The following is a 14,991-nucleotide window of genomic DNA, read 5'->3' as shown; positions in this document are numbered from 1 at the left end:
AGACATGAACCAGCCGTACGACCGGGGCACCCCCGTCGCTGTCCGCGCCGCGCGCGGCACCACCCTGACCGCCCGCAGCTGGCAGACCGAGGCCCCGCTGCGCATGCTCATGAACAACCTCGACCCCGAGGTCGCCGAGCGGCCCGACGACCTGGTCGTCTACGGCGGCACCGGCCGCGCCGCGCGCGACTGGCCGAGCTACCACGCGATCGTGCGCTCGCTGACGGACCTGCGCGAGGACGAGACGCTGATGGTGCAGTCCGGCCGCCCCGTGGGCGTGCTGCGGACGCACGAGTGGGCGCCGCGCGTGCTCATCGCCAACTCGAACCTCGTGGGGGACTGGGCGAGCTGGCCCGAGTTCCGGCGCCTGGAGCAGCTCGGCCTGACCATGTACGGGCAGATGACCGCGGGGTCGTGGATCTACATCGGCTCGCAGGGGATCCTGCAGGGCACGTACGAGACGCTGGCGGCGGTCGCCGCCAAGAAGTTCGGCGGCACGCTGGCCGGGACGCTCACCCTGACCGGCGGCTGCGGCGGCATGGGCGGTGCCCAGCCGCTGGCCGTCACGCTCAACGGTGGCGTCTGCCTCGTGGTCGACGTCGACCCGGCGCGTCTGCACCGGCGCGTCGAGTCCCGCTACCTCGACGTGGTCGCGTCGTCGCTGGACGAGGGCGTCGCGCTGGCGCTCGCGGCCAAGAAGGAGCGCCGCGCGCTGTCGGTGGGCGTGGTCGGCAACTCCGCCGACGTCGTCCCCGAGCTGCTGCGCCGGGGTGTCGACATCGACATCGTCACCGACCAGACCTCCGCGCACGACCCGCTGTCGTACCTGCCGTCCGGCGTCGCGCTGGAGGACTGGGCCGCTGAGGCCGAGAAGGACCCGGCGGGGTTCACGGACCGGGCGCGGGAGTCGATGGCCCGGCACGTCGAGGCGATGGTCGGCTTTCAGGACGCGGGCGCCGAGGTGTTCGACTACGGCAACTCGATCCGCGACGAGGCCCGCCAGGGCGGGTACGACCGCGCGTTCGACTTCCCGGGGTTCGTGCCTGCCTACATCCGCCCGCTGTTCGCGGAGGGCAAGGGTCCGTTCCGCTGGGCCGCGCTGTCCGGGGACCCGCGCGACATCGCCGTGACCGACAAGGCGGTGCTCGACCTCTTCCCCGACAACGACCACCTGGGCCGCTGGATCCGCGCGGCCCAGGACCGGGTCGCGTACCAGGGCCTGCCCGCCCGGATCTGCTGGCTCGGGCACGGCGAGCGGGACGTCGCGGGGGTGCGGTTCAACGAGCTCGTCGCGTCCGGCGAGATCTCCGCGCCGCTGGCCATCGGGCGCGACCACCTCGACTCCGGGTCCGTCGCCTCCCCGTACCGCGAGACCGAGTCGATGGCGGACGGCTCCGACGCGATCGCCGACTGGCCGCTGCTGAACGCCCTGATGAACACAGCCTCGGGTGCGACCTGGGTCTCGATCCACCACGGGGGCGGTGTGGGCATGGGCCGGTCGCTGCACTCCGGCCAGGTCTCGGTGGCCGACGGCACGCCGCTGGCCGCCGAGAAGCTCGCCCGCGTGCTCGCGAACGACCCCGCGACCGGCGTGCTGCGGCACGTCGACGCCGGGTACGACGACGCGGTGGCGGCCGCCGAGCGCGGCGGGCTCCGCGTGCCGATGCGGGAGACGCCGTGACGGGTCCTGGCGCGGTCGGTGAGGCGGCGCTCGGCGGGACGACGCTCGGCGGGACGACGTCGGTGGGGCGGCTGCTCGACGCGATCGCCGACGTCGGGCGGGCGCCGTCCGGCGGGTACGAGCGGTTCGCCTGGACCGCGCACGACCTGGCCCTGCGCGAGTGGTTCGCCGCCGAGGCGTCCGCGCGCGGCCTGGACCTGGTCACGGACCGCGCCGGGAACCAGTGGGCGTGGTGGGGCGACCCCGACGCCGACGGGCCCGGAGTCGTGACCGGCAGCCACCTCGACTCGGTGCCCGGCGGCGGCGCGTTCGACGGCCCGCTCGGGGTGGCGAGCGCGTTCGCGGCGCTCGACGCCTTGCGTGCCGCGGGTGTGCGCCCGGAGCGGCCGCTCGGGATCGTGAACTTCTCCGACGAGGAGGGCGCCCGGTTCGGGCTCGCCTGCCTCGGCTCGCGTGCGGTGACCGGGACGGTCGCCGCCGAGAAGCTGCTCGCGCTGCGGGACGGCGCGGGGGACAGCCTCGCGGATGTGCTGGGGCGGGTCTCGACGGGCTCGACCACCGGCGCAGGGGGCGTGCCGCTGGAGCACTACGGGCGCGACGACGAAGCCCTCGCGCGGGTCGGCGTCTTCGTCGAGCTCCACGTGGAACAGGGGCGCTACCTCGCTGACCTGCCCGTGGACGAGGCCGCGCCGGTCGCCGTCGGCGCCGCCATCTGGCCGCACGGCCGCTGGCGCGTCGACCTCGCGGGCGAGGCGAACCACGCCGGCACGACGCCGCTGGCCCACCGCCACGACCCGATGCTCGACCTCGCGCGGCTCATCACCGACGTCCGCGCCGCCGCCGAGCACGCCGGGGCGCTCGCGACGCTGGCCAAGGTCCAGGTCGAGCCGAACGGCGTCAACGCGATCCCGTCCCGGGTCCGCGCCTGGATCGACGCCCGCGCGGAGACGGAGGACGCGGTCCGAGCGGTCCTGGGCACCCCGCCGACTGCAGACCTGGTAGCGCCGGACCCGACTGCAGACCTGGTTGCGGTTTCAGGGCCCGGAACCGCAACCAACTCTGCACTCGGCGGAGGGCTTGCTCCGTGGCGGCCTGTTGAGGAGTCGTGGACGCCCGCCACCGTGTTCGATCCGGCGCTCGCGGCGCGGCTCGCCGACGTCGTCGGGCGGCCTGGTTCCGACCTGCCCGCACCCGTGATCGGGACCGGTGCCGGGCACGACGCCGGGATCTTCGCCGCCGCCCGCGTGCCGACCGCGATGCTGTTCGTGCGCAACCCGACAGGCATCTCGCACTCACCGGCCGAGCGCGCGGAGGAGACCGACTGCGACGCGGGCGTGGCCGCGCTCACGGCGGTCCTGGCAGACCTGCTCACCGCCCCGAGTGGTCGGCAGGATGTCAGTTGGTCGGCACCCCGGAATGCCGATGACCTGACGTCCTACCGATCACCCGGGGACACCGACGGGGGCGCCCGATGAGGTTCTGGTGCGAGCGGGCGTGGGTACCCGGCGACGGCGGGGCGGCGGGGCGCGTCGCCGAGTCCGTGCGGGTGGAGGTCGACGGCGGCCGGTTCGCCGGCGTCGAGGCGGGGGTGCCGGCGTCGGACGGCGACGTGCGGCTGGGCGGCGTCGTGCTGCCCGGGCTGGCCAACGCGCACTCGCACGCGTTCCACCGTGCCCTGCGCGGGCGGACGCACGCCGACGGCGGGTCGTTCTGGACCTGGCGCTCCGGCATGTACGCGCTGGCCACGGCCCTGACCCCGGAGCTGTACGAGCGGCTGGCACGCGCCGTGTACGCGGAGATGGCGCTGGGCGGGACCACCGCCGTCGGCGAGTTCCACTACGTGCACCACCGCGCCGACGGGACGCCGCACCCGGCAGCCGAGGGCGGCCCGAACGCCATGGCCGAGGCCCTGCGCTCCGCGGCCCGGGACGCCGGGGTGCGCCTCACCCTGCTCGATACCTGCTACCTGCACGGCGGCCTCGGCCCCGCCGGCCACGAGCCGCTCGCACCCGAGCAGCTGCGCTTCGGCGACGGCACGGTCGCGGCGTGGGCGCGCCGCGTCGACGCGCTCCGCGCCGCCTGGGCAGGCGACGACCGCGTGCTCGTCGGCGCCGCGGCCCACTCGGTGCGCGCCGTCGCGCCGCCGGAGCTCGCGGAGCTGGCTCGCTGGGCACGGCAGGCCGGGGCGCCGCTGCACGTGCACCTGTCCGAGCAGCCCGGGGAGAACGAGGCCGCGCTCGCGGCCTTCGGCGGCACGCCCACGCGCCTGCTGCACGATGCCGGAGCGCTCGGCCCCGGCACCACCGCCGTGCACGCGGTACACCTGACCGACGACGACGTGACCCTGCTCGGCGCCTCGGGCACGGGCGTCTGCCTCTGCCCGACGACGGAGCGCGACCTCGCCGACGGCATCGCCCCCGGGCAGCGGCTGCTGCGGGCGGGCAGCCCGCTCTCGGTCGGCACCGACCAGCACGTCGGCGCCGACGTGCTCGCCGAGGCACGCGGGGTCGAGGAGCACGAACGCCTCGCGACGGGACGGCGGGGCTCGTTCCCGCCCGCGACGCTGATCGAGCTGGCGACGGCCGCCGGGCACGTCGCACTCGGCCGGCCGGACGCCGGGCGGATCGCCGTCGGGGCGCCCGCCGACCTGGTGGCGGTCCGCCTGGACACCGTGCGCACGGCGGGGATCGACCCGGCCCAGGTCGCGCTGGTCGCGGGTGCGGGCGACGTGTCCGACGTCGTGGCGGGCGGCGAGGTGGTGGTGCGCGGCGGCGAGCACCGGGCCGGGGACGTCGGGCGCATGCTCGCGGACGCGATCGAGGAGGTCTGGGCGGTCGCCGGCCGGGACCTGACCCTCAGGATGACGCAGAGGAGCGAAGCATGAGCGTGCTGCTGACGAACATCGGCGAGCTGGTCACGAACGATCCGGAGCACGGAGGCTCTCGACAAGCTCGACCAACGGGGGCGGGATTCAGGGGAGCGGACGGCCTCGGGATCGTGCCGGGTGCCGCCGTCGTCGTGGACGACGGCCGGATCGCCTGGACGGGCCCCGCCGCGTCGGCGCCCGCGGCGGACGTCGCGGTCGACCTCGGCGGGCGGTGCGTCATCCCCGGCTTCGTCGACTCCCACTCGCACACGGTGTTCGCGGGCGACCGGTCCGCGGAGTTCGCCGCGCGGATGACCGGCGAGCCGTACACGGGCGGCGGCATCGCCACCACCGTCGCCGCCACGCGCGCGGCCGGCGATGACGCCCTGCGGGCGCGCGGCCAGGCCCTGGTCCGGGAGATGCTCGCGCAGGGCACCACCACCGTCGAGATCAAGAGCGGCTACGGCCAGGACATCGCCACCGAGGCCCGGACGCTGCGGATCGCCCGGGAGCTCACACCCGAGACGACCTACCTCGGCGCCCACACCGTCCCCGCCGAGTACGCCGACGACCGCCCCGGCTACCTCGCCCTCGTGACCGGGCCGATGCTCGCCGCCTGCACGCCCCACGCCCGCTGGGTCGACGTGTTCTGCGAGCCCGCAGCGCCCACCGCGTTCGACGAGGACGAGTCCCGCGCCGTGCTGCTGGCCGGCATCCGGGCAGGGCTCGGCGCCCGGGTGCACGGCAACCAGCTGTCGGCAGGTCCCGGCGTCCGGCTCGCGGTCGAGGTCGGCGCGGCGAGCGTCGACCACTGCACCCACCTGACCGACGCCGACGTCGACGCGCTGGCCGGGTCCTGGTCCGCGGGCTCCGGCGGGTCGCAGGGGTCCGACGACGGGCACGGCACCGTCGCGACGCTGCTGCCCGCCGTCGAGTTCTCCACCCGGTCGCCCTACCCGGACGCACGCCGGCTGCTCGCCGCGGGCGTGCCCGTGGCGCTGGCCACGGACTGCAACCCGGGCTCGGGCTACAGCTCGTCCATGCCGTTCGTCGTGGCGCTCGCGGTGCGCGAGATGCGGATGAGCCCCGCCGAGGCCCTCTGGTCGGCGACGGCGGGCGGCGCGGCGGCGCTCCGGCGGGACGACGTCGGTCACCTGGGCGTCGGGGCCCGCGCCGACCTCACCGTGCTCGACGCGCCCGGCCACACCTACCTGGCCTACCGCCCGGGCGTGCCGCTGGTGTCCGAGGTCTGGAAGGACGGTGCCCGGGCAGGCTAGACGCGCGTCGAACCCCGCGCCACGAGACGGACGGGGACCACCACACGCTCGGGCGGGTCGTCGGCGCCCGCCATCCGCCGTTCGAGCAGGCGGATCGCGCTCCGCGCGACCTCGTCGTGGTTCGCGTCGATCGTCGTGAGGCTCGGGGACAGGTACTTCCCGACGTCCAGGTCGTCGAACCCCACCACCTGGACGTCGTCGGGGACGCGGATCCCGCGGTCGGCCAGCGCGGCCATGGCCCCGAGCGCGACGGTGTCGGTCACCGCGAAGATGCCGTCGACGCGCAGGCCCGCCTCGAGGAGGCCGCCGAGCACCTCGCGCGACTCGCGTGCCGAGTACGTCGTCACGGGGACGACGAGCGCGCCGTCGGCAGGCACTCCCGCCGCACGGTGCGCCGCCTCCCACCCGGCCCGTCGCAACGAGGCCATGCCCGAGGTCTCGCCCGGCGCGCCGCCGAGCACGAGGATCCTGCGCGAGCCCCGGGCGAGCATGTGCGCCGTGGCGAGCCGGGCGCCCTCCTCGTTCGCGAGCCGGACGTGATCGAACCGCGCGGGAACCTCCCGTTCCCCGAGGAGGACGATCGGCGCCCTGGTCCTGACGCTCTCCAGTCGCTCGCGGTCCAGCCCGGCCACGGAGAGGACCACGCCGTCGTACATCTGCAGGCGGGCGACGCTCAACGACTCGATCTCGCTCTCGGGCCGCGCGCCGGTGCGCTCGAGGACGAGGTGGCGGCCGCTCGCCTCCACGATGGGCGCGATCCGGTCCGCGACCTCGCTGAAGTAGTCGTGGAAGCTCGGCACGATCAGGGCGATCGTGTCGGTACGGCCCGACCGGAGGTGCCGCGCCGTGAGGTTGACCTCGTAGCCGAGCTTCTCGACCGCGGTCATGACCCGTTCGCGCGTGGGCGCGACGACGCGGCGGTGGCCGTTGAGCACGTTCGACACGGTCATCATCGAGACGCCGGCCTCGCGGGCGACGTCGCTCATCGTGACCATCTGCTGCCGCCTCCCGGGCTGGACGAGGGGGTTGACGAGGGCCCCGGCCTGGCCTAGTTTAACGCTAAAATTCGCCGGTAGAAAACGGTTTCGGTCGAGGGTGACCGTCGCAGGTGACGCCCGGGTAATGACGCTCGGGCTCAGTTCTCAATGAGGAGAGACATGACTCGTGACACGAGATCCCGACGAGCGCGCCGCGCAGGCCGGCGCATGACGGCCGTCCTGGGGGCCACCGTGCTGGTCGCCCTGGCGGCGTGCACCGCGGACGGCGGCGGGGACGGCGAGGTCGACGGCCTCGAGCAGACCGCCGGCTCCATGGAGACCTTCGAGGCCGACCAGCAGTTCAAGGCCACCGAGCCGATGAACTTCTCCATGCTCTGGACGGACTGGCCCGAGTCCCCGGTCAAGGACTCCTGGCAGTTCTTCGACGAGCTCGAGGAGCGGACGAACGTCTCCCTCGACCTGACCAACATCCCGTTCAGCGACGCCGTGGAGAAGCGCAGCCTCCTGCTCAGCGCAGGTGACGCGCCGTACATCATCCCGCTCGTCTACACGGGCGAGGAGCGGAGCTTCGCGGCGTCGGGCGCCGTGCTGCCGCTCAGCGACTACGAGGAGTACATGCCCAACTTCCAGAAGTACGTGGAGGAGTGGGACCTGCGCCCCATGATCGACAACCTGCGCCAGGCGGACGGCAAGTACTACATGATGCCCGGCCTGCAGGAGGTCTCCGTCCCGGTCTTCACGCTCCTGGTGCGCAAGGACGTGTTCGACGAGGTCGGCGCGCCCATCCCGGAGACCTGGGACGAGCTCCGCACGGGGCTGGAGAAGATCAAGGCCAAGTACCCCGACAGCTACCCGCTGGCCGACGGCTTCGAGGGCGCGTCGATGCTCAACTACGCCTCGCACGCCTTCGGGACCAGGGCCGGCTGGGGCTTCGGCGACGGCACGTTCTTCGACGAGGCGTCCGGCGAGTTCGTCTACGCCGGCACGTCGGACGGCTACCGGGACATGGTCACGTACTTCCGCGGCTTGGTGGACGACGGGCTGCTGGACCCCGAGTCGTTCACCGCCACCAACGACGGCGCCGGGACCGTCACCGAGAAGTTCGCCGCCGGCGAGGTCTTCGCCGCCTCCGGTGCGAACGGCACGGTGCAGGAGTTCTCGACGGCCCTCGACGAGACCGCGGGCAAGGGCAACCACGAGGTCGTGCAGATCGCTCCGCCGGGGGGACCGGCCGGCCAGGTCGTCGAGCCGCGCAACTTCTGGAACGGCTTCATGGTCAACGCCGAGGCCAAGGACGACCCGCACTTCATCGCCATGCTGCAGTTCCTGGACTGGCTGTACTACAGCCCCGACGCCCGCGAGATGCTGCGCTGGGGCGTCGAGGGCGAGACCTACACCAAGTCCGACGACGGGAAGTTCACGCTCGAGCCCGGCTACTCGCTCGACGCGTTCAACATCAACTTCGAAGCGGGCACGGACATCGCGAACGACCTGGGCTTCTCCAACGAGGTCCTCGCCGGCTCCACCGAGTCCCGGGCCCTCAAGGAGTCGTACAACTCGCCGCAGTTCGTCGAGTACATCGACTCGGTGCTCTCGACGAGGACGCCGCGCGACCCGTTCCCGCCCGCGCCGCTGAACGAGGCCGAGCTCGAGCAGGCCTCGCTCCTGACGACGACGCTCACGGACACCGTCAACACGAACACGCTGAAGTTCATCCTCGGGGAGCGTGACCTGAGCGAGTGGGACGCGTACGTCGCGGAGCTCGAGGGCCAGAACCTGCAGGGGTACCTGGACCTGGTCAACGGTGCCCACCAGCGCTTCACCGAGAGCAACGGATAGTGGTCGCCGAACCAGTGGTCGGCCGTCGGCCGGCGGTCGCCCGACCGCCGGCCGACGGCCGACAGGGTGGCCGCGGGTCGAAGGTGCCGTGGCGCGTCGTGTGGCGGCGGGACGGCGTCCTCTACCTCATGGCGGTCCTGCCGATCGTGTTCCTCCTGATCTTCCGCTACGGCCCGATGCTGGGGAACGTCATCGCGTTCCGCCGGTTCCGGCCGGGCGGCAGCATCTTCGGCGAGGAATGGGTGGGGCTGCTCTACATCGAGATGTTCGTCAACGACCCGATGTTCTGGCACGTCTTCGGCAACACCGTCACCATCGGGGCGCTCACGCTGATCGTCGGCTTCCCGCTGCCCATCGTCCTGGCCCTCCTGCTCAACGAGGTACGCAAGAAGGCGTTCAAGCGGGTCGTCCAGTCGATCTCCTACCTGCCGCACTTCCTCTCGGTGGTGATCGTCGCCGGCATGGTCATGCAGCTCCTGTCGCTGCAGGGCACCGTCAACCAGATCACCGAGGCCGTGGGCGGGGAGGCGATCCCGTTCCTGCAGCGGCCGGAGTGGTTCCGCGTGATCTACGTCGGGTCGGAGGTGTGGCAGACCCTCGGCTGGGGGACGATCCTCTACCTCGCCGCGCTGACGACCGTCGACGCCTCGCTCTACGAGGCCGCCCGGATCGACGGCGCCAACCGGTGGCGGCAGACGTGGCACGTCACCCTGCCCGGCATCCGGCCCACCATGATCACGCTGCTCATCCTCAACATCGGGACGTTCCTCAACGTCGGGTTCGAGAAGGTCCTCCTGCTCTACAGCCCGCTGACCTATGCCACGGGCGACGTCATCTCGACGTACCTGTACCGCGTCGGGCTGGTGTCCAACAACCTCAGCTACGCCGCGGCGATCGGGCTCTTCCAGGCCTGCATCGGGCTGGTCATGGTGCTGTCGGCGAACCTCATCTCACGACGACTGACGGGAGCAAGCCTGTGGTGACCCAGAACGCCATGACCGTGCGGTCCGTCTCGGCGGGCTCGGGCGTCTCGATCGGCCCGCGTGACACCAGGGGGTACCGGGCCTTCACGGCGATCAACACCGCTGTCCTCCTGCTGGTGTGCGCGGTGATGCTCTATCCGTTCGTCACCGTGCTCGCCCAGTCGTTCTCCAGCCCCGGCGCGATCAAGGCGGGCCTGGTCAGCCTGTGGCCCGTCGGGTTCAACCTGGACACCTACGGGGCCGTGGCGCAGAACGGCACGTTCTGGAACGCGTACGGGAACACCGTGCTCTACACCTTCCTCGGCACCACCATCGCGATGGTCCTGACGACGACCTTCGCGTACGCGATCTCCAAGCCGCACCTGCGGGGCCGGAAGATGCTGATCGGGATCGCCGTCTTCACCATGTTCTTCAACGGCGGCATCGTGCCGAACTACGTGCTGATCTCGGCCCTCGGCATGAAGAACACCATGTGGGCGGTGATCCTGCCGGGGGCGATCTCGGTGTTCAACCTGCTGGTGATGAAGGCCTTCTTCGAGAGCCTGCCCCGGGAGCTCGAGGAGGCCGCGCAGATCGACGGGCTGGGCTGGTTCGGCATCTTCCGCCGGATCGTCCTGCCGCTGTCGAAGCCCGTCATCGCGACGATGGTCCTGTTCTACTCGGTCGCGTACTGGAACGACTGGTTCGCGGCGTTCCTCTACCTCGACAAGCAGGAGCTCTTCCCGGTCACGCTCTTCCTGCGCAACCTCATCGCGGGCGCGTCGACCACGGCGTCGGAGGGGGCGGCGGCCGCGGGGACGACGACGGCGGCCATCAGCGCGAACATCCAGTCCGTGACGATGATCCTGACGATCATCCCGATCCTGTGCGTCTACCCGTTCGTGCAGCGGTACTTCGTCTCGGGGGTGATGCTCGGCTCGGTCAAGGGCTGAGCCCCGGACGGACGCCTGGTCGTCCAGGATGCCGAACGTAGGAACGGTCGCTCTCCCAGTTCCGGGAGAGCGACCGTTCCTACGTTCGGCGCCGTAGAGCGACCAGGCCTACGTTCGGGCCGGACCGGGTTACTGCTCCGTGATGCCCAGGGCCGGGGCCGGGACGAAGCTTGCGCGCCTGCCGGCCGCGCCGTGCAGCTCCAGGAGGACCAGCTCGTTGCCCGACTCGCGGACCAGCGGGCCCGGCACGTACAGCGTGTGCGTGGGGCCGAGGCTCCAGTAGCGGCCCAGCAGCTCGCCGTTGACCCAGGCCAGGCCCTTGGTCCAGCCGTCGAGGCGCAGGAAGTGGTCCGCCCCGGCGACCGAGTCGAACGTGCCCCGGTGCAGGCCCGCCGCGGCCGCGGCCGTGTTCCCCGTCAGGGGGCCGACGTCGGACGCCGCCGTGCTCCCGTCATCGGCCGTGTCCAGCGCCACCCGCAGCAGCTCCGGAGCGTCCTCGACCCGCAGCGGGCCCGCCGTCCACTCGTCCAGCGTGCGTACCGCGGTGCGCAGGGCCCCGATCAGTCCCTTGGGCTCACCGATCCGCGGCCCGTAGTTGACGTGCCCCTGGTTCTCGACCAGCAGCGTCAGCTCGCCCGCCCGGGCCGGCAGCGCGACGGCGAACGTGTGCGACCCGCGGTCGAGCACACCGGCCGGCTCGCCGTCGAGCAGCACCACGGCGCGGTCGCGCACCTCGTCGACGGCCAGGACGGCGTCGTCGGGCCTGATGGTGGTGCGGTACACCGCGAAGCCCGACCAGAGGCCCAGCTCCTCCATCGTCGGCGCGTGATCGAACACGGCAAGGTCGCCGCGCACCAGCGACGGCACGGCGGAGGCGAGCGGGACGTGTGCCGTCAGGGCCACGTCCAGGACGGGCGCCGGCTGCCGGTCCCGCGGGACCTCGTCAGGCACGGGCAGGTGCCGCGCGATCACGTCGCGCATCGCCCGGTACTTCGCCGTGGGGGTGCCGTCCTCCGCGAGGGGTGCGTCGTAGTCGTACGACGTCGCGATGGGCCGGTAGATGCCCTTGTCGTTGGCGCCGCTCGTGAGCCCGAAGTTCGTGCCGCCGTGGAACATGTACAGGTTGACGGAGCCGCCGGCCGTGAGCAGGTCGTCCAGGTCGGCGGCGTTCGCCTCGGCGGGCGCCAGGTGGTGCTCCAGCCCCCAGGAGTCGAACCAGCCGTTCCAGAACTCCATGCACATCAGCGGGCCGGTGGGCTGGTGCCTGCGCAGCACCTCGAACCGCTCGGTGGTGCGCGACCCGAACGTCGCGGTCTTGTGCAGCTCCGGCAGGCCGCCGCGCTCCAGCATCTCGTCGTTCGCCTGGTCGCAGGTGAACAGCGGGACCTCGATGCCCTGCCCGCGCACCAGGTCCACCAGGGCGCGCAGGTACTTCTGCCGCTCCGGGAGCGGGTCGTCGCCGTAGGCGCCGTACTCGTTCTCGACCTGCACCATGAGGACGGGTCCGCCGCGCGTCACCTGACGCTCCGCCACGAGCGGCAGCAGGCTCGCGTAGTACTTGCCTATCGCGTCGAGGAAGCCCGCCTCGTGCCGGCGCACGCCCACGGTGTCGTCGGCCAGCAGCCAGGCCGGCAGGCCGCCGCCGTCCCACTCCGCGCAGATGTAGGGGCCCGGCCGCACGATCGCGTGCAGGCCCTCAGCGGCCACCAGGTCGAGGAACCGGCCCAGGTCGCGCCGTCCGTCCAGGTCGAAGACCCCGGGCTCCGGAGCGTGGAAGTTCCAGGGGACGTACGTCTCGATGGTGTTCAGGCCCATCAGCCGGGCCTTGTGGATGCGGTCGGCCCACTGGTCGGGGTGGACGCGGAAGTAGTGCAGTGCGCCACTGACGACCTGCATCCGCTCGCCGTCGAGCAGGAAGTCCTCGGGTCCGATCTCGAACGTGGGCATGTGTGGTTTCCTCGGGTGCTGTCGTGACTGGGGAAAACGGTGACGACGGCGGGGGAGGCCCCCGCCGTCGTCACCGGTTGCTTGCCGGGTGGATCACTCGGCCGGGCGGATCACTCGCTGACGGTGAAGCCCTGCTCGTTGCCGTAGCTGACGATCGACTTCTGCCAGGCGTTCAGGCCGTCGGCCAGCGACGTCGAGCCGGTGTAGGCCTGGCCGGCCGTGTCCGGGAACACGCTGTTCGCGTAGACCTGGTACGGCAGGTACTGCCAGCCGGGCACGACGCCCTGGGCCGAGGCGGAGAGCACCTCGTTGATCTTCTGCCCGCCGAAGTACTCGGACTCCACGGCGAGGAACTCCGGGTCGTTCAGGTCCGCGACCGTGGCCGGGAAGTTGCCGCCCTCGAGACGCGTGGCGACACCGTCGCCCGCGTTCGCGTACTCCAGGAAGCCGTAGGCCAGCGCCTTCTTCTCGCTCGCCTCCGTGATCGACAGCGCGGAGCCGCCGTTCTCGGCGGTCGCGTTCTCGCCCTCGGTCCACTGCGGCATGGGAGCCACGCGCCAGTCACCCGACGCCGGGGCAGCGGCGGACTCGAGGTTCGCGGGCATCCAGGCACCCGTCACGAGCGCGGCGATCTCGCCGTTGCCCAGGCCCTGGAACCACTCGTCGGACCAGCCGGGGACGTCGGAGAGGAGGCCGTCGTCGATGAGCCCCTGCCACGTGTCGGCCCACTTGGCCGAGCCCTCGTCGGCGAGGTCCACCGTGACGTTCGTGCCGTCCACCTGGAACGGGTGGCCGCCGGCCTGCCAGATCATCGACGTCGCGAACCCGGCGTCGCCGCTGTCCGACGTGATGTACGTGTTCGAGTCGTAGTCGTGGATCTTCTTCGCGGCGTCGGCGAACTCGTCCCACGTGGCCGGCACCTCGACGCCGGCGGCCTCGAACGTCTTGGCGTTGTAGAACAGCGCCATCGGGCCCGAGTCCATCGGCAGGCCGTACACGGCGTCGTCGCTGGTCACCGCACCCCACGGGCCGGGGGAGTAGGAGCTCTCCAGCTCGCTCGCGCCGAAGGGCGCCAGGTCGGCCAGCGACTCGCCGATGGAGAACTGCGGCAGCGCGTAGTACTCCATCTGCGTGACGTCGGGTACGCCCGAGCCCGCGCTGATCGCGTTCTGCAGTGCGACGTAGTGGTCGTTGCCCGTGCCGACGTTCGCCATCTCGACGTTCACGTTGGGGTACTTCGCCTCGAAGTCCTCGACGACCTTGTCCAGCGTGGGCTCCCACGCCCAGACCAGCAGGTCGCCGCCCTCCTCGAGCGCCGCGGAGATGTCCTCGGCAGACACCTCCTCGGCGGGGGCGTCGCCGCCGGCGGACCCGGACCCGCACGCGGTAAGGGTGAGCGCCAGGGCGCTCGCGGCGGCGAGCGCACCTACTGCGCGGTGGTGGCGGATGGTCATGGTGGTTCCTCTCACATCATCGTCAGTCGAACGGAGTCTCTGTGGTCGTGCGGGGTGCCCGTGCGGGGATGGCCGTGCGGGGGACGCTCACTCCTTGACGCTGCCGGCGGCGAGACCCGACTGCCAGTAGCGCTGCAGGAGCAGGAAGACCGCGATGAGCGGCAGGATCGTGAGGAGCGAGCCGGCGATGACGAGGTTGAAGATGGCCTCGCCGCCCGCCGTGGTCGCCTGCTGGTTCCACGCGTTCAGGCCCAGGGTCAGGGGGTACCAGTCCGGGTCGCGCAGCATGATCAGCGGGAGGAAGTAGTTGTTCCAGGTCGCGACGACGGTGAACAGCAGCACCGTCACGATGCCGGGGGCCAGCATCGGCAGGGCCACCTGGAAGAAGGTGCGGGCCTCGCTGGCGCCGTCGATCCGGGCGGCCTCCATGATCTCGTCCGGCACCGCGTCGGCGGCGAACGTCCACATGAGGTAGAGCCCGAACGGCGAGATGAGCGACGGGATGATCACCGACCAGGGCGTGTTGGTCAGGCCCATGTTCGCGAACATGAGGAACGTGGGCACCGCCAGGGCGGTGCCGGGCACGGCCACCGCGCCGATGACGACGGCGAACACGGCGCGCTTGCCCGGGAAGTTGAACTTCGCGAGGCCGTAGCCACCGAGCAGGGCCAGCAGGGTCGCGCCGCCCGCGCCCAGCACCACGTACATCAGGGTGTTGAGGAACCAGCGGCCGAACACGCCGTCGTCGTAGGTGACGACGCCCACCAGGTTGTCCCAGAGCGCGAAGTCGTCGCTGAACCACAGGCCGAACGAGCTGAACAGGTCCGGCTGCGTCTTGGTCGCGTTGATCAGCAGCCAGACCAGCGGGATCAGGGCGTAGATGCCGACGAGCGCGGTGAGGACCGTGAGCAGGATGCTGCGCGTCGGCCGGGCGTGCGAGCTGCGGCGGTTCCTGATGCGCGGTCGGGGCTTCCGCACGGTGGGCGCGGTCAGCAGGGCGTTGGTGCTCATGGC

11 protein-coding genes are annotated in these 14,991 nt (G+C 72.0%); 7 read left to right on the top strand and 4 right to left on the bottom strand.

What is annotated here, in order from left to right; all coding sequences use genetic code 11:
• The first annotated feature begins 4 nt into the window (after positions 1–4).
• From hutU to hutI, 4 genes are read left to right on the top strand one after another with little or no spacing between them, the layout of a single operon-like run.
• Complete coding sequence (hutU, locus tag ACQEVI_RS05065; RefSeq protein WP_432895342.1) at positions 5–1,681, top strand: urocanate hydratase; 1,677 nt, start codon at positions 5–7, stop codon at positions 1,679–1,681.
• Positions 1,678–3,156, top strand: coding sequence for an allantoate amidohydrolase (locus ACQEVI_RS05060; protein WP_432895340.1), 1,479 nt, complete (start codon positions 1,678–1,680; stop codon positions 3,154–3,156). Before hutU ends, ACQEVI_RS05060 begins: the two co-directional genes overlap by 4 nt.
• The gene (locus ACQEVI_RS05055; protein ID WP_432895338.1) at positions 3,153–4,565 is read left to right on the top strand and encodes a formimidoylglutamate deiminase; all 1,413 of its coding nucleotides are present in this window, start codon (positions 3,153–3,155) and stop codon (positions 4,563–4,565) included. Before ACQEVI_RS05060 ends, ACQEVI_RS05055 begins: the two co-directional genes overlap by 4 nt.
• Positions 4,562–5,824 (top strand): imidazolonepropionase, encoded by a 1,263-nt coding sequence (hutI, locus tag ACQEVI_RS05050; protein WP_432895336.1) that lies wholly within the window; start codon positions 4,562–4,564, stop codon positions 5,822–5,824. Before ACQEVI_RS05055 ends, hutI begins: the two co-directional genes overlap by 4 nt.
• On the opposite strand, the gene ACQEVI_RS05045 is transcribed toward hutI, so the two are convergent.
• Positions 5,821–6,819, bottom strand: coding sequence for a LacI family DNA-binding transcriptional regulator (locus ACQEVI_RS05045; protein ID WP_432895334.1), 999 nt, complete (start codon positions 6,817–6,819; stop codon positions 5,821–5,823). The two genes, hutI and ACQEVI_RS05045, sit on opposite strands and share 4 nt — an antisense overlap.
• 162 nt (positions 6,820–6,981) lie before the next feature.
• Here ACQEVI_RS05045 and ACQEVI_RS05040 point away from each other — a divergent pair, with 162 nt between their 5' ends.
• The 3 genes from ACQEVI_RS05040 to ACQEVI_RS05030 are packed head-to-tail and all read left to right on the top strand — an operon-like array spanning position 6,982 to position 10,576.
• Positions 6,982–8,661, top strand: coding sequence for an ABC transporter substrate-binding protein (locus ACQEVI_RS05040; protein WP_432895332.1), 1,680 nt, complete (start codon positions 6,982–6,984; stop codon positions 8,659–8,661).
• Positions 8,661–9,644 carry an ABC transporter permease gene (locus ACQEVI_RS05035; RefSeq protein ID WP_432895330.1) on the top strand — a complete coding sequence of 328 codons (984 nt, stop codon included), beginning with the start codon at positions 8,661–8,663 and terminating at the stop codon, positions 9,642–9,644. Before ACQEVI_RS05040 ends, ACQEVI_RS05035 begins: the two co-directional genes overlap by 1 nt.
• An 11-nt stretch (positions 9,645–9,655) precedes the next feature.
• A complete protein-coding gene (locus tag ACQEVI_RS05030; RefSeq protein ID WP_432905795.1) occupies positions 9,656–10,576 on the top strand; it encodes a carbohydrate ABC transporter permease in 921 nt (306 codons plus the stop codon).
• 129 nt (positions 10,577–10,705) lie between these two features.
• On the opposite strand, the gene ACQEVI_RS05025 is transcribed toward ACQEVI_RS05030, so the two are convergent.
• The 3 genes from ACQEVI_RS05025 to ACQEVI_RS05015 form a co-directional block, all read right to left on the bottom strand.
• Entirely contained in the window at positions 10,706–12,523 is a 1,818-nt protein-coding gene (locus ACQEVI_RS05025) for a glycoside hydrolase family 35 protein (RefSeq protein ID WP_432895327.1), read from the bottom strand.
• 110 nt (positions 12,524–12,633) lie between these two features.
• Positions 12,634–13,977: an ABC transporter substrate-binding protein gene (locus tag ACQEVI_RS05020; RefSeq protein WP_432895325.1), complete on the bottom strand. Its 1,344-nt coding sequence runs from the start codon at positions 13,975–13,977 to the stop codon at positions 12,634–12,636.
• A gap of 87 nt (positions 13,978–14,064) precedes the next feature.
• Positions 14,065–14,988 (bottom strand): carbohydrate ABC transporter permease, encoded by a 924-nt coding sequence (locus tag ACQEVI_RS05015; protein WP_432895323.1) that lies wholly within the window; start codon positions 14,986–14,988, stop codon positions 14,065–14,067.
• Between the last annotated feature and the right edge of the window lie 3 nt (positions 14,989–14,991).

It is taken from the genome of Promicromonospora sp. CA-289599 (genome assembly GCF_050936155.1).
Lineage (GTDB): Bacteria > Actinomycetota > Actinomycetes > Actinomycetales > Cellulomonadaceae > Promicromonospora.
Note: the sequence above shows the minus strand (reverse complement) of the source record. Positions and strands in the feature narration are given on the sequence as shown.